The sequence below is a fragment of the Halobiforma lacisalsi AJ5 genome (assembly GCF_000226975.2).
GTDB classification, from domain to species: Archaea; Halobacteriota; Halobacteria; order Halobacteriales; family Natrialbaceae; genus Natronobacterium; species Natronobacterium lacisalsi.
Genome location: NZ_CP019285.1, coordinates 1388917 through 1414523, shown reverse-complemented (window position 1 = coordinate 1414523; position 25607 = coordinate 1388917). Strand labels below are relative to the sequence as shown.

The 25607-nt window shown below is 64.7% G+C and carries 21 protein-coding genes; 13 read left to right on the top strand and 8 right to left on the bottom strand.

Going from position 1 to position 25607, the window contains the following annotated elements:
- Positions 1 to 72: 72 nt before the first annotated feature.
- The 4 genes from CHINAEXTREME_RS06660 to CHINAEXTREME_RS06645 all read right to left on the bottom strand — a co-directional run bounded on the left by CHINAEXTREME_RS06660 (position 73) and on the right by CHINAEXTREME_RS06645 (position 4553).
- Positions 73 to 1176 carry a pyridoxal-phosphate dependent enzyme gene (locus CHINAEXTREME_RS06660; RefSeq protein ID WP_007140329.1) on the bottom strand — a complete coding sequence of 368 codons (1104 nt, stop codon included), beginning with the start codon at positions 1174 to 1176 and terminating at the stop codon, positions 73 to 75.
- A gap of 2 nt (positions 1177 to 1178) precedes the next feature.
- Positions 1179 to 2138 carry a succinylglutamate desuccinylase/aspartoacylase family protein gene (locus tag CHINAEXTREME_RS06655; protein ID WP_007140330.1) on the bottom strand — a complete coding sequence of 320 codons (960 nt, stop codon included), beginning with the start codon at positions 2136 to 2138 and terminating at the stop codon, positions 1179 to 1181.
- A 100-nt stretch (positions 2139 to 2238) separates the two neighbouring features.
- A complete protein-coding gene (locus tag CHINAEXTREME_RS06650) occupies positions 2239 to 3777 on the bottom strand; it encodes a stage II sporulation protein M (RefSeq protein WP_010546524.1) in 1539 nt (512 codons plus the stop codon).
- 275 nt (positions 3778 to 4052) lie between these two features.
- Positions 4053 to 4553 carry a TRAM domain-containing protein gene (locus CHINAEXTREME_RS06645; protein ID WP_007140331.1) on the bottom strand — a complete coding sequence of 167 codons (501 nt, stop codon included), beginning with the start codon at positions 4551 to 4553 and terminating at the stop codon, positions 4053 to 4055.
- Between the two features lie 227 nt (positions 4554 to 4780).
- On the opposite strand from CHINAEXTREME_RS06645, the gene CHINAEXTREME_RS06640 reads away from it, so the two are divergent.
- Positions 4781 to 5572, top strand: a complete 792-nt coding sequence (locus tag CHINAEXTREME_RS06640; protein WP_007140332.1) for an electron transfer flavoprotein subunit beta/FixA family protein — start codon at positions 4781 to 4783, stop codon at positions 5570 to 5572.
- Positions 5569 to 6522, top strand: a complete 954-nt coding sequence (locus tag CHINAEXTREME_RS06635) for an electron transfer flavoprotein subunit alpha/FixB family protein (RefSeq protein ID WP_010546523.1) — start codon at positions 5569 to 5571, stop codon at positions 6520 to 6522. The genes CHINAEXTREME_RS06640 and CHINAEXTREME_RS06635 overlap by 4 nt, the downstream gene beginning before the upstream one ends.
- Before the next feature lie 49 nt (positions 6523 to 6571).
- Here the strand turns inward: CHINAEXTREME_RS06635 and CHINAEXTREME_RS06630 are convergent, their stop codons facing one another.
- A complete protein-coding gene (locus tag CHINAEXTREME_RS06630) occupies positions 6572 to 7663 on the bottom strand; it encodes a molybdopterin-dependent oxidoreductase (protein WP_007140333.1) in 1092 nt (363 codons plus the stop codon).
- A gap of 481 nt (positions 7664 to 8144) precedes the next feature.
- Between CHINAEXTREME_RS06630 and CHINAEXTREME_RS06625 the strand changes: the two genes are divergently transcribed.
- The 3 genes from CHINAEXTREME_RS06625 (at position 8145) to CHINAEXTREME_RS06615 (ending at position 12797) form a co-directional block, all read left to right on the top strand.
- Complete coding sequence (locus CHINAEXTREME_RS06625; protein ID WP_007140334.1) at positions 8145 to 9422, top strand: ABC transporter substrate-binding protein; 1278 nt, start codon at positions 8145 to 8147, stop codon at positions 9420 to 9422.
- 9 nt (positions 9423 to 9431) lie between these two features.
- Positions 9432 to 11792, top strand: coding sequence for a methyl-accepting chemotaxis protein (locus CHINAEXTREME_RS06620; RefSeq protein ID WP_007140335.1), 2361 nt, complete (start codon positions 9432 to 9434; stop codon positions 11790 to 11792).
- Between the two features lie 162 nt (positions 11793 to 11954).
- A complete protein-coding gene (locus CHINAEXTREME_RS06615) occupies positions 11955 to 12797 on the top strand; it encodes a polyprenyl synthetase family protein (RefSeq protein ID WP_007140336.1) in 843 nt (280 codons plus the stop codon).
- Between the two features lie 29 nt (positions 12798 to 12826).
- On the opposite strand, the gene CHINAEXTREME_RS06610 is transcribed toward CHINAEXTREME_RS06615, so the two are convergent.
- Positions 12827 to 14083 carry a DUF373 family protein gene (locus CHINAEXTREME_RS06610; protein WP_007140337.1) on the bottom strand — a complete coding sequence of 419 codons (1257 nt, stop codon included), beginning with the start codon at positions 14081 to 14083 and terminating at the stop codon, positions 12827 to 12829.
- A 193-nt stretch (positions 14084 to 14276) separates the two neighbouring features.
- Here CHINAEXTREME_RS06610 and CHINAEXTREME_RS06605 point away from each other — a divergent pair, with 193 nt between their 5' ends.
- From CHINAEXTREME_RS06605 to CHINAEXTREME_RS06595, 3 genes are all read left to right on the top strand, one after another.
- The gene (locus CHINAEXTREME_RS06605) at positions 14277 to 15272 is read left to right on the top strand and encodes a radical SAM protein (RefSeq protein ID WP_007140338.1); all 996 of its coding nucleotides are present in this window, start codon (positions 14277 to 14279) and stop codon (positions 15270 to 15272) included.
- A gap of 349 nt (positions 15273 to 15621) precedes the next feature.
- Complete coding sequence (gene tnpC / locus CHINAEXTREME_RS06600; protein WP_029601814.1) at positions 15622 to 17058, top strand: IS66 family transposase; 1437 nt, start codon at positions 15622 to 15624, stop codon at positions 17056 to 17058.
- A gap of 129 nt (positions 17059 to 17187) precedes the next feature.
- Positions 17188 to 17940 carry a hypothetical protein gene (locus CHINAEXTREME_RS06595; RefSeq protein ID WP_007139770.1) on the top strand — a complete coding sequence of 251 codons (753 nt, stop codon included), beginning with the start codon at positions 17188 to 17190 and terminating at the stop codon, positions 17938 to 17940.
- A gap of 36 nt (positions 17941 to 17976) precedes the next feature.
- Here the strand turns inward: CHINAEXTREME_RS06595 and CHINAEXTREME_RS06590 are convergent, their stop codons facing one another.
- Complete coding sequence (locus tag CHINAEXTREME_RS06590) at positions 17977 to 19284, bottom strand: helix-turn-helix transcriptional regulator (RefSeq protein ID WP_007139771.1); 1308 nt, start codon at positions 19282 to 19284, stop codon at positions 17977 to 17979.
- 217 nt (positions 19285 to 19501) lie between these two features.
- On the opposite strand from CHINAEXTREME_RS06590, the gene CHINAEXTREME_RS06585 reads away from it, so the two are divergent.
- Both CHINAEXTREME_RS06585 and CHINAEXTREME_RS06580 read left to right on the top strand, forming a co-directional pair.
- Complete coding sequence (locus tag CHINAEXTREME_RS06585; protein ID WP_007139772.1) at positions 19502 to 20770, top strand: DUF7096 domain-containing protein; 1269 nt, start codon at positions 19502 to 19504, stop codon at positions 20768 to 20770.
- A 126-nt stretch (positions 20771 to 20896) separates the two neighbouring features.
- Positions 20897 to 21439, top strand: a complete 543-nt coding sequence (locus tag CHINAEXTREME_RS06580; RefSeq protein ID WP_338013392.1) for a type IV pilin N-terminal domain-containing protein — start codon at positions 20897 to 20899, stop codon at positions 21437 to 21439.
- Between the two features lie 92 nt (positions 21440 to 21531).
- On the opposite strand, the gene CHINAEXTREME_RS06575 is transcribed toward CHINAEXTREME_RS06580, so the two are convergent.
- Positions 21532 to 22155 carry a methyltransferase domain-containing protein gene (locus CHINAEXTREME_RS06575; RefSeq protein WP_007139774.1) on the bottom strand — a complete coding sequence of 208 codons (624 nt, stop codon included), beginning with the start codon at positions 22153 to 22155 and terminating at the stop codon, positions 21532 to 21534.
- Positions 22156 to 22388: 233 nt separating this feature from the next.
- On the opposite strand from CHINAEXTREME_RS06575, the gene ahaH reads away from it, so the two are divergent.
- The 3 genes from ahaH to CHINAEXTREME_RS06560 all read left to right on the top strand — a co-directional run bounded on the left by ahaH (position 22389) and on the right by CHINAEXTREME_RS06560 (position 25605).
- On the top strand, positions 22389 to 22721 hold the full coding sequence (ahaH, locus tag CHINAEXTREME_RS06570; protein WP_007139775.1) for an ATP synthase archaeal subunit H: 333 nt from the start codon (positions 22389 to 22391) through the stop codon (positions 22719 to 22721).
- Positions 22708 to 24993, top strand: a complete 2286-nt coding sequence (locus CHINAEXTREME_RS06565) for a V-type ATP synthase subunit I (protein WP_238593364.1) — start codon at positions 22708 to 22710, stop codon at positions 24991 to 24993. Before ahaH ends, CHINAEXTREME_RS06565 begins: the two co-directional genes overlap by 14 nt.
- Positions 24994 to 25341: 348 nt before the next feature.
- Entirely contained in the window at positions 25342 to 25605 is a 264-nt protein-coding gene (locus CHINAEXTREME_RS06560) for a hypothetical protein (protein ID WP_007139777.1), read from the top strand.
- The last annotated feature ends 2 nt before the right edge of the window (positions 25606 to 25607 follow it).

The following is a 25607-nucleotide window of genomic DNA, read 5'->3' as shown; positions in this document are numbered from 1 at the left end:
GGCGAGTCCCCGGCCGCCGGCGTGGCCGTTGGCTCGCGTTGATTCGGCCCAGCCTCGCGGGACGACGCGGGGTTACAACGTCTTCAGTCCGCTCCCCGTCAGCGGGACGACGACGTCGTCGTCCGGATCGACGACCCCTTCCTCGCGGTACCGGGAGAGCGCTGCCGGGGCGACGGCGCTCGTCGGTTCGACGTAGAACCCCCCACGGTGGAGTCGGTCGATCGCGGTCTCGATCTCGTCGTCGTCGACTGCGATCGCGTCCCCGTCGGTTTCCTCGATCGCCTCGAGGATCTCCGTCCCGCGTGCGGGCGTGGTGATCTGAATGCCGTCGGCGATCTCGCTGGGCTCGGTGCCGTCGGCGACCCCGGCGCCGTCGAGTTCCTCGACGATCGGGGCATAGCCCTGGGCCTGACCGGCGAGCAGTTTCGGCATCCCGTCGACGATCCCGGCCTCGTTGAGCCGGGCGAACCCCTGGTAGGCGCCCAGGAAGAGGGTGCCGTGCCCGACCGGGAGCACGACCGCGTCGGGGACCGTCCATCCCCGCTGGGCGGCCACCTCGAAGGCGAAGGTCATCGTCCCCGCGTAGAATGCCGGGTTCCAGGCGTGGCTGGCGTACCAGCCCTCGCCCGCCTCGACGGCCTCGATGCAGGCGTCGGTCACGTCCTGGCGGGTGCCCTCGATCCGGACCGGACGGGCGTCGGCGCGCTGGATCGTCATCAGTTTCGACTGCTTGACGTCCGCGGGGACGTAGATGTCCGCCTCGAGGCCCGCACGGGCCGCGTAGGTCGCGATCGCCGCGCCGGCGTTGCCCGAGGAGTCCTCGATGACCTTCTCGACGCCGAGTTCGACCGCCCGCGAGAGGGTCGTCGTCGCGCCGCGGTCCTTGAACGACCCCGTCGGGAACACGTACTCGAGTTTGAACTCGGCGTCCCACTGTGGCGCATCGACGAGCGGGGTAAAGCCCTCGTGGAAGGTGACGTGCGGTTCGATCGGCAGGAACTCGAAGAACGTCCACAGGCCGTCGCTGGTGTCGAGCCGCGAGAGCGGGAGCGGATCGCCCTCCGGGAGCGGCCGTTCGACGTACTCGAGGGCGCGTCCGCACTCGCAACGCCACGGTTCGTCCGGTCCGGCGGCGTACGTGGTCCCGCAGGCGGGACAGGTGAGATCCGAGGGCATGATCAGTAGGAGTCGAGGTCCGTGCCGAGCGAACAGACGTACTCCCCGGTGGCGACCTGGGGGAGCCGGCGGGTCCGCCAGAGGATCCCGTCGCTGTCGGCGGTGACAGTCTCTTTCGTCTCCCCGAAAGGCGTGGTGATCCGGTACAGCGTCTCGCCGCGGGCGACCTCATCGCCGAGGTCCTTCTCGAAGTCGATGAGGCCGCCGCGGGACGCGCCGTACTGTTCGAACCCGTTGGCGCGGGTCTGGCGCTCGAGGTCGACCGTCCCCTCGAGGAAGTCGTAGTAGGTGAGGACGTTGAAGACGCCCTCGACGCCCTTCCGGATGCTCGTCTCGTCCCAGCCGACGCAGCCGCCGAGTTCGGGGTCGACGGTCGGGATCCCCTCGTCCGGTGCGGCGCGGGCGAGCTGGCCGTCCGGCCCTTTCTGGTCGAGGACGTAGCCACAGCCGAAGGCCTTCGCGAGCTCGAGACACTCGTCGTGAAGACGGTGGCGGGTCCCACAGCGAACCCGGACCTCGTCGATCATCCGGCTGGTCGACCCCTGGTGGAGATCGAGAATGAGATCGGCGCGGGTCGCCACGTCGAACGTTGTGGCGGCGATGCGCTCGCTCGAGGTGCCGTTCTCCGAACCGGGATAGGCCCGGTTCATCTTCGTGTCGTCGATGGGGTTGCGGTGCTCGGCGACCTGGAACGCGTGGTAGTTGACGATTCCGACGATCAGGATCGTGCCCGCAATCTCGGCGGGGTCGAGTTGCGGGACGACCTGCTGGAGGACGCCGACGCCGTTGAGTTCGTCGCCGTCGCTTGCCGCCTGCATGTAGAGCGTCTGCCCCGGCTTCGCACCGTTCACGACGGCGACGGGGAGGCCGAACGTGCTCCCGTCCCGGGTCTCGCCGACCTCGAGACGGCCCGTATCGACCTCACCGGGCCCCGCACTCGCCGTTCCGAGCCTCGTCGTCATGTCACCTACGACGGACCGGCCGGCCTTTATTGGTTCGGTCTGTTCGCACGGAGGGAACGGGACGGACGGGAAATACGGCGGGTGTCGCCGGTTCGTCGGCTCAGAGGAACGGCTGGTAGTAGTACGGGCTGACGAACCCCTCGGTCGCGGCCGCGACCGCGAGCAGGATGCCCACGCCGACCAGCACCCAGAACGCCCGCTCGAGGTCGTCGGCGAACGCGACCCGCGGGAGCCGGCCCCGGAGCCGTCGCCAGAAGGCGACGCCGAGGGAGATCCCGAGCGCGCCCGCGATGAAGATTGCCGGGATCTCGAGGATTCCGTGGGGGACCACGAACGCGACCAGTTCGAGGGGGTCGGCCTCGAGGCGAGCGTAGATCCCGAAGAACACCCCGTTGAACAGCACGGAGACGATCGCCGGCACGGCGAAGGCGACCCCCGAGAGGGCGGTCGAGAGCGCAACCATCCAGTTGTTCCCGAAGAACTCCAGCGCGGCCGCGGGCGGGACGTGACCCTCGAGTCGCCCCGAAATCGACGCCTCGAACGCCTCGAGGCCGACGAACGGCGCAGCGGCGCGCCAGCCGAGCCAGAAGCCGACCAGCGCCAGCGCGACGACGGCGGCGTGGAGCAACGGCGTCGCACGGACGAACGACCACATCTCGCCCCAGCCCCGGCCGAGGCCGGCCCGGAACTGTGTCCAGGCCGACCGGTCCGGGGTCGCCGGCGGCGTCAGCCGACCCCGGTGGTCGCAGTACAGTGCCGTCTTCAGCAGGTCGAGCGCGGGGAGCACGAGCAGCGTCGAGAGGACCGGGACGAGCGACGCGACCTCGAACAGCGCGAACAGTCCGCCAACGGTCGAGAGCGCGATCAGCGAGCCGATCGCGATCACGTAGTAGAAGGCTGCTCCGACCGGCCGGGCGCGGACGAACGAGGCCGTCGCGGACAGCGAGCCGAACACGCCCGCGTCGTCGACGACGACCGCGACCGGCGCGAAGGCGAACACGGCCCGGACGGCGGCAAGTGCCGCGATACCGGCGAGGGCCGCGAGGAGGGCCGCGAGCGCGCCGGCCAGGGGCACTCCGGCCAGCGAGAAGCCGCCGACCAGCGCCGCGACGACGGCCCCAACGCCCGCGATGACGACGATCCAGAGGACGACCTCGAGGACGTACAGCGCCAGGAACCGGAGGGCGTACCGCCTCCCGCCCGCGATGCCAGCGACCAGCCCGCGTTCGTCGCGCAAGCGCCCGTAACAGGCCGACAGTTGCGCCGCGGAGACGATCGGGACGAGCACGATACCGAGGAGGACGAGCCCGAGCACGGCGGCGGCCGCGAGCGCACCCGTCGTAGGGGTCAGCAACTGTTCGACGACGGGGACGAGTTCCTCGGCCCACGCCTCGAAGGCCGCCGGGTCGGCTTCCGGGTCGGGCGGCGCCGTCTCGATCCCGGAGAGTTCGTCCCGGACCGCCCGGAGTCGGCCCGTCGTCTCGAGGTGGAGATAGGCGACGGCGGCCGCGAGAAACGGGATGACGCGGGCGACCGCCGGAATCGCGGTCCCGAGTACGTACAGCGGGAGGAGATCCCCGGGTCGGCGGCGAAACACCGCGACGACCGCGGCGACCGAGTCCGAAAGCGAGCGTGACATGGTTGTCTGTTGTCCCATCGGTAGTTAAAACAAGTCGTTCCGGCACGACCGGCCACTTGAGTCCCGGTCAGACCCCGGTCACCGAACCGTGGCCTCCCTCGCCGGGGCCGCCGCTTACGAGCGTGGCGAGAACCGCAGATAGGGATGAACGCAAGACGATCAGCGACGGCGGGAGAAAGGAAGGGGTACCGCCCAACGAATCGTTCCACGGACTACGACCGTGATCGGACCCGTGACCGCGCTGCAACCGAAACCGTGACTGTCCACTCGAGGGCTTACGAGCCCCAGAAGTTCTCGCGACTGCCGAGCCGTTCGCGGTGCTTGTTCGTGTCGTCCCCGGCGCTCTCTTCGGCGTCCTCGTCGCCCTCGGCGTCTTCGGGGGCGTCGTCGGCCGCCGCCTCGTCGTCGTCCGCCGAGTCCTCCTCGGCGTCTTCCTCCGGTTCCATCGGCAACTGCTCGAGTTCCTCCGCGCGGGCGTGGTTGCTGTGGACCTCAGTGATCTCGACGCGAGCCCGGGCCTCCGGGAGGAGGCCGTCGACCATGACGATGAAGCCGTCGTCGGTCCGCCCGACACCGGCGCCGCTCTCGTGCATGTCGACGACGTCGATGACGACCTCCTCGCCGGATTTGACGGGCTGGGTCTTCAGATCCTCGATGGGCTGGTTGTAGTGTTTGCACCACTCCTTGCCACCCCTGTCACCGTAGTGTTGACATCCCATTCCCGAGATCCGTTCGGAGAAACTCGGACAATCGTCGGCGAGCGGACAGTCTGCCATGCCGCGTAGTACCGGCGGCGTCGTTAAACCGTTTCCGTCTTACTCCCGAGTAGGGACCCTTTGGGGCCTGTCCGGGACAGGCGGGGCAGATGAGGTCGACCGGCAGTCGGGCTGTCGAAAGCGCGACCGACGAACGCGAGGAAGCCAGGGGAATCGATAAATGAACGACGACTCCGCAAAACAATGTTTCGAAAACGTTTACGGGAGGGGCGTGTGAGTGATCAACGATGAAAATCCTCGTTACGGTCAAAGAGGTCGCGACCGTGGAAGACGAGTTCGAAATCGAGGGGACTGAGATCGCGGATCAGTACCTCGGTGCCGACCTGAACGAGTGGGACGACTACGCCGTCGAGGAGGCCGTCCAGCTTCAGGAGGCCGGGATCGCCGACGAAGTCGTCACGGTCACGATCGGTCCGGAAGACTGCGAACAGACCATCCGGCAGGCGCTCGCCAAGGGCGCGGACCGTGCGATCCGCGTCTGGGACGACGCCCTCGAGGGCGTCGACCTGCTCGACGTCGAGGCCAAGACCGAGATCCTGCGCGGTGTCGTCGAGGAGGAAGACCCCGACCTCGTCCTCTCGGGCGTCCAGTCGGGCGACGACAGTTGGGGTGCGACCGGCGTCTCGCTGGCCGAAGACCTCGGCTTCGAGTGGGCCGCCGTCGTCAACCACCTCGAGCACGACCTCGAGGACGGCATCGCCTCCGTCCGCCGGGAACTCGAGGGCGGCGTCGAGGAGCTGACCGACGTCGAACTGCCGGCCGTGTTGACGATCCAGACCGGGATCAACGAGCCACGCTACGCCAGCCTGCGTGGCATCCGACAGGCCCAGCGCAAGGAACTCGACGTCCAGTCGCTGGCCGACGTCGGCGTCGACGAGGGGGTCGTCGACTCGGACCTCGAACTGACCGACATGTACGAGCCCGAAAGCGAGAGCGACGTCACCGTCTGGGAGGGCAGTGCAGAGGAAACCGCCGGAGAGCTCGGTGATCTCCTCCGCGACAAGGGGGTGGCACCATGACGGACGTCCTGGCAGTGGCGGACCACCGCCGCGGCGACCTCCGCGACGTCAGCTACGAACTCGTCACCACCGGCCGCGAACTCGCGGACGAAACCGGCGGCGACCTCCACGTCGCGGTCATCAGCGGCACCGTCGACGAGTTCGCCGACAAACTCAATCGCGACGGCGTCGACGCCGTCCACACCGTCGACTACGGCGAGGAGTTCAACCACGGCGTCTACACCCAGGCGACGACCCAGCTGTACGACGAACTGGCCCCCCAGTACGTCCTGACGCCCAACAGCGTCAACGGCCTCGACTACGCGCCGGCCGTCGCGAACGAACTCGACCTGCCGATCGTCACCGACACCGTCGCCCTCGAGACCGACGGCGAGACACTGACGGCGACCCGCGAGATGTACGGCGGCAAGGTCGAGACGACGAGCGAACTCGAGGGGCCCGCGGTCGTGACGATCCGCAGCGCCGAGTGGCCCGCCGCGGAGGGCACCGGCGACGCCACGATCGAGGCCTTCGACGCCGGTATCGACGAGGACGCGCTCGGCACGACGGTCAACGGCTTCGAGGAGGTCGGCGGCGGCGACGTCGACATCGGCGAGGCCGACGTGCTCGTCTCGGTCGGCCGCGGCATCGAGGAAGAGGAGAACCTCGAGATCATCGAGGAACTCGCGGATGCCCTGGACGCGACTGTTTCCGCCTCCCGCCCGATCGTCGACAACGGCTGGCTGCCGAAGAACCGGCAGGTCGGCCAGTCCGGGAAGGTCGTCACGCCCGACGTCTACATCGCGATCGGCATCTCCGGCGCGGTCCAGCACGTCGCCGGCATGAAAGGCTCCGATACGATCGTCGCGATCAATACCGACCCGAACGCGCCGATCATGGACATCGCCGATTACGCGATCACGGACGACCTGTTCGATGTCGTTCCGGCGCTGACCGAGGAGTTCCAGTAACCGCCCACGGGCGGCTTTTTTGGTCCAAATTTTTCGAGGAACGGTTCCCTCACTCGAACCCGCTGACCAGCGTCACGACCCACTGTGCCGGATCGGACCGCCGGCGGACCTCCACCCGCTCGAGCCACTTGACCCACTGGAACCCGCGCCGTCCGGGGGCGACAAGGCGCATCGGCGCGCCATGGCCGTGGCTCAACCGTTCGTCGCCGACGTGGGTCGCGAGCAACGCCTCTCGCGCCTCCTCGAGCGGCAGCGACCACCGGTAGCCGGTCACCGAGACGAACCGCACGAACGCCGCCCCGTCTCGAACGTCGGCCGCCGCGAGCAGGTCCCCCACGCGGATGCCGCGCCACCGCTGGACGGTGTACCAGCCGCTCGTACAGTCCAAAAGCGCCCGTTCGTCGCTGTTCGGCGCCACCCCGTCGTAGGAGTACTCGAGCGGGGTTTCGACCTCGCCCTCGATCGTTAGCGTCCACGCCGACGGGTCGATCGGATCGGGGTCGTCCGCGACCCACGACGTGACCGGAAAACTCCCGTTGCCGCTCCCTTCCCGGGGCTGGGACCCGGTGAACCGGCGGTCCGCCCCGGGCGTCTCGAGGGCACGATTGAGGAACACCTGGGTGCGATAGACGGCTGCCCCACCGGCCAGCAGCGCCGTGTACTTGAGCGTCGTCCGCCGGCGATCGAAATCACGCCGTTTCGGGAGCCGGAACCGGGTCGAGAGGTGCCACACCATCAGCGGAACCAGGGCGAGACCGAACCCGACGTGGACGCTCAACAGCGTCCAGTAGGAGAGTCGCACGTCTAGCCCGAACGTCCAGAGGACACCGGTCGCGATCGCTCCCGTCGCCGCGATCACGGTGCAGACCGACAGGAGCGTCGAGGCGCGCCATCGTTCGGTCTCGAGAACCCGGTGGCGAACGCGAGCGAGTTTGAACCCCAGCAGCGCGACGAGCGTCAGTCCGAAGATCCGGTGGAGCCAGAACAGCGGCCAGCCGGCCGGCGAGCCGACAGTAAACGAGACCAGCCCGGAAACAGCCTCGAGCACGACGACCGTGAAGATCGACCAGTCGACGAGTCGGGGCGGTGGTCTGACGGCAGCCAGGGCACTCCGCACGGTGGCCGACGGGCTGTCTTCCATGATCTGTGTTACGACCCCCCGTAGAAAGAAGCGTTCGGGACGGCACTCGATGCGTTCGACCGTCTCGAGGCGAGCGACGTCAGGAACGTACGCGAACCGAACGGTTCGTCGGCGAAACCGTCGATGCAGTAAACAGCGTGACAGCGACAGGACGGGAAGGGAGGGTAGAATGGAACCGCGTTCCCCAGCGGAAGGGCACGAAAACTCGGAACTTTGCGAACCGTCGCGTACTTTTTGTCCCCTCCGAAGCGCGGGTAATGGAACTGTCGTCACGGCTTCGGCTGCCAGCCGTGACTACGCACCACCACTGTAGAGTTACCAGCAAGCAAAAAGTAGCTATATCCAAACACACCGGAGAGAGCTAAAATGGCTCCGGAATAGTATTTGAGTTGATGGTTCCCTTCACACATACACACAATTAGTGGCAGATAGCTCCAAAATGGCCACCAGAACTACATGCAGCAAAATTTACCCCAGTAATATGGGCAGCAATCCGAACAGACGACGACTACTTTCGGGGCTCGCCGGTGGTTCCCTCGCCGGCCTCGCAGGTTGTACCGGCACGCTTCCCGGCACCGATTCCGGGACGACCGGTTCTGGCGTCGGAACTCGTAGCACCGATCGGACGATCAAACTCGGTATCTTGCTCCCGCTTAGCGGTCCACGCAGTGCCGTCGGCGAAGACATCCTCGCCGCCGCGACCCTCCCTATCCAGCAGGTCCGCGACGATCCCGATCTCGAGATCGAAATCGAGTACACCGAAGCGGATACCGAAAGCGATCCGGTGACCGCTGCACAGGCGGCGGCATCGCTCGTCGACGACGGGTATCCGATGGTGACGGGTCCGCTCGACTCCGATATCGTCCTGCAGGCGACCCAGCAGGTGCTCATTCCGTACCAGATTACCGCCTGTTCGCCTGCGGCGACGACCCCGACTCTCACCACGCTCAACGACGGGGGGTTCGTCTTTCGAACGGCACTCTCCGATGCCGTTCAAGGAACAGTCATGGCCGACGTTGCTGCGACCGACCGGGGCGTCGATACCGCTGCGACGCTGTACGTCAACAACGACTACGGCTGGCAACTCAGCCAGGCCTTCGAGCGCGCGTTCGAAACCACTCACGACGGGACGATCACCGATCACGTCCCCGTCGACGTCACCGCAGACTCCTACGACAGCGCTATCGACCGACTCACTGAATCGGATCCGGACCTGGTGATCCCGGCGATCTACCCCGAAATGGCCCGGACGCTGTTTACCGATCTCGACCCCGACAGCACCTTCGACCTGTTGTGTACCGACGCCATCCGCCTGGGTGACCTTCACGAACGGGTCGACTACCCGCTCGATGGGATCAGGGGAATCGCACCACTCATCGACGGTCCCGGCATCGACACCTTCACCGATCTGTACGCCGACGCCCACACCGGCGACCCCGATCTCTTCGAATTCTACGCTTACGACGCGACCGCCGTGCTCTTGCTCGCAAACGCATATGCCGGCCAAAACGACGGCCAGGCGATCCAGAACGCCATCCACACCGTCACGAGCCCAGGCGGCGAAGAGATCACCCCTGAGACGATCGCCGACGGGATCAGACTCGCCGCACAGGGCTCCGCCGTCGAATACCGCGGCGCGGCCAACGAAACCGGCTTCGACGACAACGGCGACCCAACCGACACGACCTTCGAGTACTGGGAGTTCGACAGCACTGCCGACACCGGTATCACGGAAATCGACCGTCTCGATCCATACTAACCTAACACCATGTCACTCGCAACAACACTCGTCCCGTCGTTCATCAGGCGCAGTTATCTCGCCAAGTTCGTGCTCGCTATACTTGTCGTCGTCCTCGTCATGAGCGTCGTCGGCGCTGGCAGCTACGTCTACGTCGACAACACCGTCCAGGACGACGCCAACACGCAGTTGAAAACGACCGCCGAAATGCAGGCCGACGAAATCAGTTCCTGGATGGAGTCACTCTCCGTCCAAACCCGTACCGCCTCGGCCTCGCCCGTCCTCCAGGAGGGCAACCCACAGGAGGTACAGGCCCACCTCGTCGAAGAACAGGCCCGAATGGGCGTCAACGTCCGCGCGATCCACTACCTCGACACCGAATCGGACGAAATCGTCACTAGCACGACCGCCGCCTACCGCGACAGGCCGCTCGCGGATCTCGAGGAGCCATGGAGCGATCACGACTTCGACTCGGAGTTCATGCTGGACGAGGAGGTCTGGCACACGCCGGAGGCGTACGAATCACCCACCCTGGAAGACCAGGTGATGGCGTTTGCCAGCCCAGTCCAGGACCGCGACGACCGGGTCGTCGTCGTGATCGGTACGCTCGAGTACCAGATCGAACAGTTACAGGAAGACGACACAGCACAGTCGACGCTCATCCTCGATGCGGAGGGCAACGACGTGTTCCAGGCCGACCACGCCGCAGTCGATGCCGACGAAGAGGCCCTCGAGGCGGCTCTCGGTGGTCGATCACAGTTGGTGACCGACGAACAGCGAGTCCACTCGTACGTCCCGGTGAGTGACACCCAGTGGATCGCCGTCTCGAGCGTCCCGACCGAGGAAGCGTACGGCGTCGCAGCCAGCGTCGGAAACAACATCCTGCTCATGCTCGCCCTGAACCTGGGTGTCCTGAGTCTGATCGGGGTCGTTCTCGGCCGACAGACCGTCGGGCCGGTAACGACCCTCCGTGACCGGGCAGCATCGATGGAGGCTGGCGACCTCGAGGTCGATCTCGAGACGACCCGAACCGACGAGATCGGACAGTTGTTCGACGGCTTCGATGCGATGCGAACGTCGCTTCGCGAGCAAATCGAGGAAGCCGAGGCGGCCCGGGAAGAGGCCGAACAGAAGCGCGAAGAGGCGACCGAGGCACAGCGTGAGGCGGAAGCGGCCGAACGCGAGGCCGAGGAGGAACGCGAGGAGATCGAGCGGATGACGCGTCATCTGGAGCGAAAAGCCGAGGAATTCAGTACGACGATGGCTGCCTGTGCTGACGGTGACCTCACCCGGCGACTCGATCCCGAAAGCGAGAGCGATGCGATGACCGACATCGCGGTCGCGTTCAACGAGATGGTCGGACGACTCGAGGAGACGACGGCGGACGTCAGAGCGTTCGCGGACGAGGTTGCAGCAGCCAGTGAACAGGTGACTGCGAGTACACAGGAAGTGCAAGCGGCGTCTCAGCAGGTTTCCGAATCGATCCAGGAGATTTCCGACGGGGCCGAAAACCAGAACGAGTCCCTGCAGACGGTCGACCGAGAGATGGAGAACCTGTCGACGACGACCGAGGAGATCGCTGCCTCCTCGAGCGAGGTCGCCGAGATGGCCTCTCAAATGGCTGAAACGGGCCGTAACGGTCGGGAAGCCGCCAAAGAGGCGATCGACGGCATGCACGAGATCGAAGCCGAATCCGAGGAGGCGGTCGAGGCAATTCGGGACCTCGAGACGAAGATGGCACAGGTCGACGAACTGGTCGAGTTGATTACGGATATCGCTCGTGAGACGAACATGCTCGCGTTGAACGCGAACATCGAGGCAGCACGCGGTGACACCGCTGACGGTGCCGGCTTCGATGTCGTTGCAACCCAGGTCAAAGAGTTGGCAGAGGACACCAGATCGACTGCCGAAGACATCGAGGATCGGCTGGACCGCATCAACGATCGGACGTCGGAAACCGTCGCGGACGTCGAGCGAACGGCAACTCGCATCTCCGAACACGTCGATTCGGTCGAGGACGCAGCCACTGCACTGGACGAAATCGCCGATCGCGCCGAAAACACCAACGATGGCGTCCAGGAGATTTCCGCCGCCACCCAACAGCAGGCCGCTTCGACACAGGAGATCCTTGCAATGATCTCCTCGGCGACGGAAATCGCCGAATCGACCGCCGAAGAGTCACAGAGCGTCGCCGCCGCAGCCGAGGAACAGACGTCCGCGCTCTCGGAGGTCTCGGAAAGTGCCAGTTCGCTTGCCGATCAAGCGTCGCAACTGAGTGAAACGCTCGACCACTTCGAACTCGGAAGAGGGGCGGACGATCGCGGGACGGGAGACGACGGCGACCGACCCAGTGTTATCGAGCCGGGTCTCGGAGAAGACGCGGACGACTAACCGACAGACAACGATGACAAAAATGGGATAAGAATGTTGGCTGAACAGTGATATAATAGAGAACGACCCGAGGACTCTGTCGGTAGTGACACGGACGAAACGAAGGAATTCGGACCTTTCCGAACCGTCACGTATTTTTCACCCCCGTCCTAAGCGCGGGTAATGGAACTTCTCGAGCGCCGTCGGGCGCTGATCGAAGAGCGCCTCACCGACGTCGTTGACGGACTCGAGCCCGAGACGCTCAACGAGGAAGTTCGCCACGTGACGCTCTCCGGCGGAAAGCGTGTTCGACCGATGATCACTCTGCTTGCCTGCGAGACGGTCGGCGGCACCGCGGAGGAGGCCGTCGAGTTCGGCGTCGGCATCGAACTCGTCCACAACGCCTCGCTGGTGATCGACGACATCATCGACCGCTCCGAGCTCCGTCGAGGCACCGCCAGCGCGTGGGCCGAGTTCGGCCACGGGCCGGCGATCATCACGAGCGACGGACTCCTCGGTGAAGCGTTCGCGCTCTTCTCGACCGATCCGCGCGCGACGCAGGTCGTCGCGGAGGCGATGGTGGAACTGGGCATCGGCGAGGCGACGGAACTGTCGGCCAAACCCGGAAACGAGGAAGAGTACATGACTCTCGCACGCCGGAAAACGGGCGCGCTCTTCCGGGCCGCCGCCGAACTGGGTGCGATCGCCGCCGACTCCGACCCGTTCACCGTCGAGGCCCTCGGCGAATACGCCGAGCGCGTCGGCGTCGCCTTCCAGATCCGGGACGACGTGCTCGACGCCGTCGCCGACCCCGACGAACTGGGGAAGCCGACGGGCCACGACGCCGCCCTCGAGCGGCCCTCCGTCGTCCAGGTGACCGATCTCACGCCCGAAGAAGCGAACGCGCGCGCCCGGACGGAGGCGGATCGAGCGATCGACGCCCTGGAGCGTGTCGATGTCGTCGATCCGGAGGCGAAGGAGTACCTCCTCGAACTGGCCGAGTTCGTCGTGGAGCGAGAGCGGTAGGACACGGGGCCCACGAATCCCGGCGGTGGCTACGAGCGCGCGCCTTCCGCGGCCGGCCGGCTCTCGGCGTCGGAATCCGCATCGTGGTCACGGTCCGGATCGCGCTCCTGCCGATCCCGACCCCGACCCCGACCTCGATCTCGACCCCGACCCCGACTCCGTCCGCCACTGCGGTCTCGAGCGTCAGGACCCGAACCCGGACCCCGGTCCGTCTCCGAAAAGCGCGATTCCGCTACCGCGAAGGCCAGGGTGCTGGCGATGCCGAGCAGCGTCCCCGCCGTCAGGGCCGTCGCCAGGTAGCTGACGCCGACCCGGCCGAGGAAGTAGGCGCTGACAGCGTGCAACACGATGGCGATCGAGACGACGTAGAACGGCGCGTTGAGGTACCGCCACTCGAGGTCGCCGGCGATGTACTCGTCGGTGATCTGGCCGAGGCTCGTGGTGACGCCCGCCGCGGCGAGCCACTGGATCGAGCCGTAGACCAGCGCCGCAAGCATGACCGGAACGCCGACCTCCCCCGGCGTCGACTCCTGGACCGCCTCGAGTTCGTCCATTCCGCTGACCCCGCCGAGGACGAACAGCGTCGTAGCCACGACGTACGCGAGCAGCGTCGTTCGGCCCGCATAGAGGGAGCGGCGGGCGTGCTCGGCGGCCGCGTCGATGCGGTCCCCCAGTCCCAGTCCCCTGGAGATGAGGTACAGCCCCAGGAGCGCCGAGGTCGTTCCGAGGACGAACCCCGGCATCTCGAGGGCGCTGCCGACCAGCGCGAGCGGGTAGATCAACAGGAGGATGCCGAGCGGAATGAGTACCGTGCCGCGGGTCTCGGGGTCGTCCAGCACCTGCTTGAAGGTGTAGTACATCGACTCGAGGTTCTGGGCCTGGCGGACGACGACCCGGCGGACGCCGTCGATCGGCACCCGCGAGCGGATGATGGGGATGACCGACTCGTCCTGGGCGCCGTCGGTGATCACCAGTGCGGTGACGTCCTCCGCGGTCGAGAGGCTCGCGAGGACGGTGTCGACCTCCTCGCCGACTTCGCGATTGGCGGCGACGTCGCTGTCGTCGTTGCCCGTGACGACCGCGACCTCGACGCTCTCGTCGCGTTCGGCGAGGTCGTCGTAGACGTGCAGCCCCTGGAAGATCACGTTGACGTCGGAGTCCTCCGGGTCCGCAGTCGCGAGGGCGATCGCCGCCTCTTCGACGGGTTCCCGGCCGATGACCGGCGTGGAGAAGCCGGTCTTGCGACCGAGGTCGTCGTCGAGATCGACACAGAGGACCAGCAGCATCGATTCGTCGTTGGACGGCGTGGTATTTCCCTTTTCTGGGACCGACGGAATTATCGAGCGGTCGTCGCGGTCGGCGGTTCCGGACGCCCGGACGCCTCGCTCCGAGGAAAGCCGACGGCAAACTGAAGCCACCCCGCATTCGTCGGCCCCGTTTCGCACGGCTTTTGAGGCTCGGACGGGTAGGAACGGTCGAATGATTTCGAAGGGGTGTGAGCAGTGCGCCAAGGGCGGCAAGATGGTCCTGTTCGTCTACGGTTACTGCGATCAGCGCGACTGCTTTTACTGCCCGCTCGGTGAGAACCGCAAGAACGTCACCGACGTCTACGCCAACGAGCGCCGCGTCGAAAGCGACGAGGACGTCCTCGAGGAGGCCCATCGGATGGACGCCCTCGGGACGTCGATCACGGGCGGGGAACCCCAGGAAGCGCTCGAACGAACCTGCCACTACCTCGAGCTCGTCAAAGACGAGTTCGGCGAGGACCACCACACCCACCTCTACACCGGCATCACCGGCGGCCGCGAGAACATGCGCCGCCTCTCGGAAGCCGGCCTCGACGAGATTCGGTTCCACCCGCCGTACGAACAGTGGGGTGACCTCCACGGCACAGAGTGGGAAGACATCCTCTATATCGCCCGTGAAGAAGGACTGACCCCCGCGTTCGAGATCCCCGGCATCCGCGCCGAGGAGGAGTTCCTCGAGTTCTTAGACGAAGGCGCCGCCGACTTCTGTAACGTCAACGAGTTCGAGATGTCCCAGGGCAACTACCGGCGGATGCAAAAGCAGGGGTACGAACTGAAGGAGGACCACATGAGCGCGGTCGATGGCTCCCGCGACGAGATCCTCGAGGTGATGGGCGACCACGAGAAAGTCTACTTCTGTACCTCCGTCTTCAAGGACGCCGCCCAGCACCGCCGTCGGCTCAAACGAATGGCCCGTAACGTCCGCCGGGAGTTCGACGACGTCACCGACGACGGCACCATCGTCTACGGGAAGACCTACGCCGATCCCGAGCGCTTCGAGGAACTCGGCGTCCCCGAGGAGTTCTACACGGTCAAATCGAACCACGTCGAGGTCGCCTGGTGGCTGCTCGAGGAGATGATCGAGGAGGGCGACGTCGACGACGGGGAGATCGTCGAGCAGTATCCGAATTACGAGGGGCAGGTCGTCGAACGGACCCCCCTGGCGTAGCTACCGGACGGGGACCGCGGGCGCAGTGCTCGCCCAACGCTTTGGAGCGTGGTTTTCGAGGCTCGAGTCGGTGATATCTCGTGACGTGCGGTCCCCAGCCTTTCCTCCGTCGTCGCACGGGGTCGATCGGTTCTACGGTATCGGTATCGGTATCGGTTGTGCACAGTATAACGACCGTTTCGCGCGACGGTATGTGTTTAGCCCGGGCTGATTTCGGTACTCTCTCGTAGGAAGCGTTCAACGGACGCGATATGAACAGGCAGCAGACCTCGGATACGATTCTCAGGGATGGGCTCCGCACCGGAGCCCATCCCGTTACTTCTGCTGTCACTACTGGTTGGTGGAGTCTGTGAACGCAGACGATTTCACCAAAGAAGAGCTCCTTTCTCGGCTTCTCCAACTTGAGCAACGAGTCGAAGAACTCGAACGGGAGAACAAGCGAAAGGACAAGAAAATCGATCAGAAGGACGAGCGGATAGAAGAACTCGAAACACGCCTTCGCAAATACGAAAATCCGCATACACCGCCCAGTAAGCGACGGTCGGGGACTGACGAGTCCCCGACCTCGCAGGACGACGAAGACGAGAATGTTCGAACCGATGGCGGTACTCCCGGACGGAAGGACGGTCACGACCCTGAGTGGCGTGCAACAGCAGATCCCGACAAAGAGATCGATGTCACCTGTGACTGTTGTCCCGAGTGTGGCGAACACTTCGACGAGTCGGTGGGCGTCAGCCCCCGACTCGTCGAGGAGGTTCCCGATCCACAGCCACCAGAAATCACCCGGTACAACCGTCACTACTACCAGTGCAGCTCTTGTGGAACAGAAACCGTTGCTACACACCCCGACTGCCCCGATGAGGGGCAGTTCGGGGTGAACGTCATCTCTCAAGCAGCACTTTCTCGGTACGATCACCGCCTCCCCTACCGGAAAATCGCTGACCGGTTCGAGCAACTGCATGGATTAGAACTCTCGGGCGCGTCCGCGTGGCACGCGACCGAGCGCGCTGCGCGCGCCGGTCGCTGCGAATACGAACAGATTCGAAGACAGATTCAGCAAGCAGAGATCGTTCACGTTGACGAAACCGGTATCAAACGCGAGGGTGAGCAGGCGTGGATTTGGACGTTTCGGACGAGCGAGCACACGCTATACGCCGTAAGGGAGAGTCGTGGAAGTGATGTTCCCGCGGAAGTCCTCGGCGAGGACTTCCCGGGAACGGTCATCTGCGATGGGTGGACGGCGTATCCAGCGTTCAGCAGTAACCTTCAGCGGTGCTGGGCACATCTTCTCCGAGAAGCTGAAGACGCTGCTAGTGACCACGAGGAGGCAGAACCCGTTTACCGGTATCTCAAGCAGATGTTCGTCGGTCTCCAGTCGTGGCTGGAGACCGACCCGAGTCTTCGTGAGAGAGCACAGATGCACCGCTCATGCCAGAACGGGCTTAGATCGCTCGTGGGGCGGTCAGTAACCGACGAACCAGTGGCAACACTACTCGGGAAAATCGAAGGAGGGATCGACCACTGGCTCACCTTCGTCGGTGAGCCAGCGGTCTCCCCGACGAACAACGCAGCTGAGAACGCACTTCGTGAACCAGTCGTTCTCCGGAAAATCATCGGGACACTCCGTAACGATCGAGGTATGTTCGTTCACGAGACGATCTTGTCCCTGCTGGCGACATGGCGCCAGCAGGGACGCAATCCCTACGAAGAACTTCGCCGAGTCGTCAACAACAATGAGATGATATCACGGGCTCACACTGAACCGGCTGTTGAGACTTCGGGGTAAACACGTACGCGCGACGCAAACCACGGAAACGTCGATCACAGGGCCGTGCAGGCCCGTCCGTCGGCCAACCGGTCGTCGGCGCTTATCGGGATTGTAATAATGGGCACCCCGTCAGAAACGGGAGCCACGATGCGATTTCGAAACGTCGCCGTCGTCGCGGTTGCGTTGCTCGTGGTCCTCTCTGGGTGCAGCGCCTTCGGGGGGACCGGGGCGGAGCCGTCGAACGACTCCGAGACGGACGCGAACGGGATGGAAGACGTGGAAGACGGAGAAGACGAAGCGGAAAAACAAGAAGACGGAGAAGACGAAGAGACCGAGCAGCTCGACGAGGGCGTCGAGCCGAACGGGACCGAGAACGAAACGGACGATGACGGGGGCGGGGACAGTGGAAACACCACCGCGGACGCGGAGTGGACCCCGCCGGAGGAACCGAACCGACCGCTCGAGGACAAGCGTGAGGACCGAATCGAGCGCGTCGAGTTCGTCGACAAGGAGCCCGCAGAGGACGGGGAAGGCTACTCGAACTTCAACCTCGAGGTCGTCGCCAACACCAGCATGGAGAACGTCGATCCGCCGGAACACGGCGACGTTGTGGGCGAGCCCTACTTCTTCGTCAAGATCAACGAGGACGAACAGAAGATCGTCGAACGGACGGGACACGTTCGCATGGAGGAGAACGGCACGTACCACATCGAGGTTCGTCCGGCCGGAATCGAGGAGTTCGGAGAAGGGGCGCTGACCGTCGAGGTCTTCCTGATGGACGAGGACAAGGACTGGGACGACATCTACGATGCCGTCGGCAAAGACGTTCAGTTCAACCCGGACACGGGCGACGAGAACTCGAGTCCGACCGACGACGAATCGGACTCGAACGACACGTAACCCGTACCTGCGGATCGGCTCCGTCGGTCGGGAGGATCAGTCGATCTCCGTCGGATCCACGTCCGGCAGCGTGATCAGGTTCTCGCGGCCGATCCGGAGTTTCTCGATCTCGCCGTCCTCGTCCATCTGCGAGAGCAGTTGCGAGACTTTCGCGTTCGACCAGCCGGTCTCCGTGACGATGTTGGCCTGTTTCATCCGGCCGCCGTTTTGCTTGAGCAGTCGATGAACGCGCTCCTCGTCCGCCAGCAGTTCGGGATCGATGTCGTCGTCGATATCTTCCTCGTACTGGAACTGTGTGTCCGGCTCTCGAGTAGCGGCGTCGACCGACGCCGCTTCCGTTGGGTCGTCGGCGGTATCGGAACGACGGCTGTCCGCTACTGCTCCGCCGTCCGATTCCGCGCCCCCGACGACCGGGAGTCGCTCGAGCGGCGAGCCGTCCCCGTCGCCCCCCGCATAGCGGTAGAGCGCGTACCCGCCCACAGCGCCGACGATAGCGATCAGGAGTCCACCGGCGACCGACCAGTCGAGCCACGCCCCCGTAGACGTAGACGGTCCACGGACGAAGACGATCTCGAGTTCGCCGTCCTCGAACTGGTGTGGGCCGTCCCAGGTGAGGTTGGTCGGCGTCTCGAGGGCGTATCCCGGGGGCGACTCGACGACGAGCCGTTGATCGTCTGTCAGGCTCGGGAACCAGGTCCCCTGCGGGGACTGGAACGCGTCTCCGAAGTAGACGCGCTCGTCGTCGACCGTAGCGAAGTTCTCCCAGGTCAGCGAGTAGGAGATGATGCCGACTTTGACGGTCTCGTTTTCCGAATTCCCGGTGCCGAAGAGCGCGTCGTCACCGCCGCCTTCGACCGGTTCGTACGGCTCCGTTCGCGGTTCGTCCCAGCCTGCGTCGACGATCTCCATGTCGCGGTCGGTCTCCGCCTCCGCCGCCTCGAGCGCGGTCTCGAACGACTGGATGTCGTAGCCGACGCCCCGCTGACCGGAGACGACGGCCTGGGCGTGTTCCTGGAACGTCTCTTCGTCTTCCTCACCGACCAGCAGGAACCGGCTCTCGATCGACCAGTTGACGTCGCCGTCATCGCGAACGGACAGCCGAATTATCTGTCCGGGATCGGCGGGCTCGAGCGGTTCGCGGTCGGAAGCGACGGTATCAGCTTGGATGCGTGGAGAAGACATCGCATCCGCTGTCCCTGTCTCGGACAGCGTGGACGGAGACCGCTCGGTCACCGTCGGCGATAGCGCCGAATCCGGTGCTGGGGCCGGGACCGGGTCCAGTTCGGATCCGACATCGGGGTTCGGTTCGGAAACGAACCCCGAGTCCGACGGTACGGCGGCCACCGCCCCCACGGCGGGCGTAACGAGGAGGGCTATGAGGGCGAGCGTAACGGCGGTGGATAACCGCATACCTACCAACGGGTGGTTTCCCGGGGGAAAAAACCCTTTCCATAGAAGACAAGACGCCATTTACTATCGGCAGACGGCCGATCGAGTGGCGAATACGTTCATTACGACGGGTGCGACCGTCTTTTATATCAGGAGCCCGTACGGTGGGCCGATGAAGGGCGCGATCCCCGCTGTCCTCGCTGCGGTTCTCCTGTCCTCCCTGTTCGCGATGCCCCTCGTCGCAGCCGGTCCCAGCGGCGAGGCCCACGGAGGAGTCGGGACGACCGATCAGATGAGCGCCGTCCAGCAAGCACCCTCGGATCCGATCTCGGTCGAAAACACCACGAACCGTCTCACGCTCCCGAACGCCGGCGAAACGGAGCGTGTCGAGCACGGATCGGATCTCGGCCTGGGCCTCGCGAGTACCGACGACGCCCTGCGAATCGATCACGAGCTTTACGTTCTGTCGGATGGGGCGTTCGACGAGGCCAATACGACCGAACGAAGAGAGATGGCCGAGCGAGCACACGAGCGGATCCAGGATCGGATCGACGAACTCGAGGAGCGCGAACACGAGGCAGTTCGATCGCACGCCAACGGCGAGCGATCGACCGTCGAATTGACACAGACCCTGCTGCGCAGCTACAACGAAGCGAACGAACTCGAGGCCGCGCTCGATCAGTTAGAGAATCGTGCGAGACGAGTATCCGGGTACTCGCTTTCACGGAACGAGCTCCGGGCGGATCGCGCAGTGCTCGAGGCATATCAGACCCAACCCCGCACGAACCTGGCCATTGCGACGCAAAATACCCAACCAGGGACGGAATACGAGTTTGCGCTTCGGACCACCGAGAACGGGTACAGTATCGCGACGATCGAAGACCAGACGTACCTCGTCGAAACGATTCGGTTCGACAATCGGGATACCACGCAACCCGATCAGTTCCAGGAGTTCGAATCGTTCTACCACAGTAACGAACTGTATCCGTGGGCCTCGGAAGCGACCGGTGACAGTCCAACCTTCCACGACCATAGCTCGGAGCGACACTTCTACTGGCTCGAGTACGTTCACGACCAGGGCAACCTCGAGGTCTACCTCGACGCCGGGACCGGGAACGTCTACCGCGAGATCCAGAAGCTGTCGGTCGACGAACTCCCGATCACCGCCGAAGACCAGTGGAGCGAAGCCGGACTCGAGATCACGTTGAACGAGACACCGGCCGACGGTCCGACGGAGATCACGGTCCGCGAAGCCTCGAGTGGCGACCCACAGCGGGCGACGATCTCCATTGACGGCGTCGAAATCGGCGAAACCGATGGTGAGGACGGGACGCTCTGGTACGTCCCGCCGACCGACGACTACGAACTCGGAGTAGAGACGTCGACTCGAGCCATCAGTCCGACGATCGAGAACGACGGGGTCGAGAGCGAAGACGGATGAGTGATTTCAGTCCCGCCACGGCCTGTTGAACGGTCGCTCGCGGGGTTTTCGGGCGGGAACAACCGGAACCCATAATATACCCGTCATTGCTTCAGTTTATATAGTAACGGAGGAGCAGAACGCCCCGTGGCACGGTCATCGCGTCCCCGGAGGGCTGATCTCGACCAGCATCCCGGTCGCCAAACACGGAACCTGTGCGAACGCGGCCGATGGGAAGATCGAGGCATAAGCCCGCTCCTCGGGACAGTCCTCCTGGTCGGAATCACGATCTGTCTCGTTGCGGTGATTGCCGTCGGTTTCGTCACAGGGCCAGTCGACGCCCCGACGATGGCCGCGTTCGAACTTACGATCGACGGCGGAGGATCCGAAATCACCATCGAGCACGCGACCGGCGACGCTATCGACGTTCGGGAACTCTCCCTGACGGTGGCCGTCGACGGCGAGGAACTGTCCGAACAGCCGCCGGTGCCGTTCGTCGGCGCTGTGGGGTTCGACGGCGCGCCGACCGGACCGTTCAACGCGGAGGCGAGCCCGCACTGGCGGCCCGGCGAACGGGCGAGCTTTCGGGTGGCCGAGACGAACGATCCGACGATCGAGGTCGGCGACACGGTGAACGTCGGGCTGGTCGTCGACGGGCAACTCCTCGCGGAACTCGAGGCGACAGCCTGAGACGGATCCCTGTCCCGATGTACCGGCGCACCCGCCGCCCGGGTCGCGGTTGGGCCGGAACTGACCGACGGTAAACCGTACGAGTCGAGTCGTTACTCCGGCGCGCGACCGACCGTCGTGATCGCGACGTCGGGATCGTAGGACGGTCCCATGAAGGCGTGTTTCACGTCCTCGAAGCCGGCCCGTTTGAACATCGCGTCAGCCTCGTACTCGTCGTAAAACAGCATTATCGAGTCCGCGAGCCGCTGAGCGAGGAAACTGTCGGGGTAGTTGGGGCCGACGACCAGCACCTGTCCGCCGGGTTTCAGCACGCGGCGGAACTCCCGGAGCGCGAGGATCGGGTTTGGCCAGTACTCGATCGAGCCCGACGACCAGACGACGTCGAACGTATCGGTCGCGAACGGCAGGCGTTCGGCGTCGCCGCGGTGGAAGTGGACCGGCGGCGCGCGTTTGCCGAACTTCTCGTAGGCCTGCTCGAGCTGGTGGCGGCTCTGGTCGAGCCCGTACACCTCGTCGACGTGTTCGAGCAGCCCTTCGGTCGCGAAGCCGGTGCCACAGCCGACGTCGAGGACGGTCATGTCGTCCTCGAACTCGAGCAACTCGAGGGCGTCGGCGCGCATCTCCTCGTTCCAGATGAACGGGTTGACCTGATCGTACACCTTCGAGAGGTACTTGTAGAACAGCCGGGCCCTGGCCTTGTTCTCGAGGATTCCCATTACTCAGGGATTGCGATCCGATCGGGATATGTCTACTGTTCCAGTCGGCGGGGCTGTGGCTCTGCGATCGGCGCGGCGACCGGTCGTCGTTCCAGCTCCCGGGTCTCGGAAGTCGAACACCGTCGACCGGGAACGGAGTAATCGATCCATACCGGCGTCGGGACATCGCGGCCGGCGAGGTGGTTTCGCAACTACCATATACGCGCTCTTTCAAACGTTCGCTTGCTTAGAGTATGCCGAGGCCACAGGTTCTCGAACGAATTAAGTCGGCGGAGCAAGAGGCCGACGAGATCGTCGCAGAGGCGGAGGAAGAGCGCGACGAGCGAATAGCCGAGGCCCGGGAACGAGCCGAGGAAATTCGCACGGACGCGCAACGAGAGGCACAGGAACTCAAAGAGCGCCAACTCGAGGAGGCGCGCGACGAAATCGACGAGGAGTGCGAACGGATCCTCGAGGAAGGCGAGCAGGAACGGGAAGAACTCGCCGGACAGGCCGAAGACCGGATCGACGAGGTAACCGACTACGTCGTCTCCCTGTTCCAGGAGGACGTCCATGCTCAGACCTGAGAAGATGAGCAAGGTCTCGGTGACCGGCTCCAAGGGCGTCATGCCCACGGTCATCGAGACGATCCACGACCTGAATCTGGTCCACCTCTCGGACTACGACGGCTCGTGGGAGGGGTTCGACAACGGGAACCCGATCGAGGGGGCCGACGACGCCTCCGAGAAACTGGTGACCGTCCGGGCCCTCGAGAGCACGCTCGGTCTGGACGAAGAAACCAAGACCGCGGGTCAGCAGGCCGCCGAGGTCGTCGCCCCCGTACCGGACCTGGACGAGGACACGTCGGCGACGCCGCTGGGACAGGTCGACGACGACTGGGAGGCCCACCTCGAGGAGGTCCGCACGCGGGTCAACGAACTCGACGACCAGCGCAGCGACGTCGAGGCTGAACTCCGGGAGGTCACGGACCGGATCGATCGCATCGCTCCGTTCGCCGAACTCGGAATCGACCTCGACCTGCTGTCGGGATACGACTCGGTCGACGTCGTCGTCGGCGAAGGGTCGGTCGACGAGATCGACGACGCGCTCGAGGCGTCCGACGACGTGCGGGCGTTCGAGACGTTTACCGGCGGCGACGTCGTGGCCATCGTGGCCGCGCCGGCCGAAGACGCCGACCCCGATTTCGTGGGCGACGCGATCGTCGGCGTCGACTTCACTCGCCACGAGGTGCCAGATACGGATCAGAGCCCCGACGCGTACGTCACCGACCTCGAGTCGCGCAAGCGCGAACTCGAATCCGAGATCGAGAGCATCGACGCGGAACTCGACGAGATCGCGGCGGCACACGGCGAGTTCCTCCAGACGCTCGAGGGACGGCTCTCGATCGAGGTCCAGCGGGCGGAGGCGCCGCTCCAGTTCGCGACGAGCGAACGGGCCTTTATCGCCGAAGGGTGGCTGCCCCGCTCGGAGTACGACCGACTCGTCACTGCCCTGCGAGAGACCGTCGGGGACAGCGTCGAAATCGAGGAACTCGAACAGGCCGACTACGACGAGTACGAGCACGGTGCTGAAGCCCACACCGGAAGCGGTGACGGTGAGGGCGGCGAGGAGACCGAAGCCGAGACGGGTCCGACCGCCGAACCCGACGAGGACGAAGAGCCGGTCGAGCGCAAAGCTGCGACCGACGGCGGCGTCCGGGCTGACGGCCACGGTAGCGGCGCCGTTACCATGGACGACGAGCCGCCGGTGATTCTGGACAACATCACGCCGGCCAAGCCGTTCGAGTTGCTGGTCAAGATGGTCGCCCAACCCAAGTACAGCGAACTCGACCCGACGGTGCTGGTCTTCCTCACGTACCCGTTCGCGTTCGGGTACATGATCGGCGACATCGGCTACGGTCTGCTGTACATGCTGATGGGCTATGGCGCCTGGAAGGCCTTCGACTCCGACGCCGGCAAGGCGGTCGGGACGATCGGTCTCTGGGCCGGCGGATTCACGGTGCTGTTCGGCTGGCTGTACGACGAGATGTTCGGCGTCCACATCGAGTACTGGATGCCCGAAGGGATCCACAGCGTTCTGTCGACGTACCTGTTCATGGATACGCTCGACAAGGGGCTGCAGTCGACCGAGTGGGCGATGCTGTGGATCGTCTTCAGCCTGGTCTTCGGCCTGATCCACCTCAACATCGGGTTGATCCTGGGGTTCATCAACGAACTCAGCCACGGCCTCAAGGCCGCAGTCTACGAACGGCTTTCGTGGATCCTCACGATGAACGGGCTGTTCGTCTGGATCTTCAGTGGCCACGCGGTCTCTCAGAAGCCGGATTTCGTCGCAAACTACGCCGTCGTGCCGGAGGCCGTCGGTCTCGCGGCGATCGGGGCCTTCTTCGTCGGCGCCGTGATGGTCGGCATCGGCGAGGGGATCTCAGGCGTCTTCGAGATTCCGGCATGGGCGTTCGGGCACGTCCTCTCGTACCTGCGGCTGGTCGCCGTCCTACTCGCGAAAGCCGGGATGGCGTTCGCGGTGAACCTGCTCGTGTTCGGCGGCTACACTGACCACGGGTACACCGTGTTCAACCTCCCGACGTACGACGTGACCGGCTACGAACAGGATTTCGTCGGTCTGATTTGGATGGACCCGATGTGGATCGGCATCCCGCTTGCCATCCTCGTGTTCGTGTTCGGGCACGTTCTGGTCCTCCTGCTGGGGATTACCGCGGCAGGGATCCAGATGCTCCGCCTCGAGTACGTGGAGTTCTTCCAGAAGTTCTACGAAGGCGGCGGCGAGGAGTACGATCCGTTCGGCCACGAGGAGACCGACACCCAACCTGCCGACTGACGACGAAGCCCGTCGACTGACCCTCGGCCTGCCGCTCGCAACTCGCGGCGGTCTCGTCTCTTCTATCGAACGCCGACACGGTAGCGACGGCGCGACACTGACGCCACCCATCGCCACCCATCCCCGTCGGTTCCGATTTTACGCGTCTGGAAAACGTCCTCTCCGGGAGGCAACAGCCGACCGTTCAACGAGGGCCAATATATAAGGACATTATATTGACTAGCCCGTCGGAGATCCCCGGCGCTGGCTGCTATCGTTTATCCATATCGGATTTTTTCGAGAGTTTTATGGGGAGGGCAGGGCCAGATACGGCTGTTCGGAGCAATCGAACTCACAACACGTCTAACCATGATCGAAGCCCTAGCGGATACGACCGGCCTTGTACTGCAGGAAACCGTCGAAGAATCCCCCTTCCTCACCGACATCGGTGCCGCGGCACTCGCCGTCGGTCTCTCGGCGCTCGCCGCAGGTTACGCCGAGCGTGGTATCGGGGCTGCCGCCGTTGGCGCGATCGCCGAAGACGACGACATGTTCGTCCCCGGGATTGTCATGACGGTTCTCCCGGAGACGCTCGTCATTTTCGCGATCGTCGCCATCTTCCTGGTCCAATAACC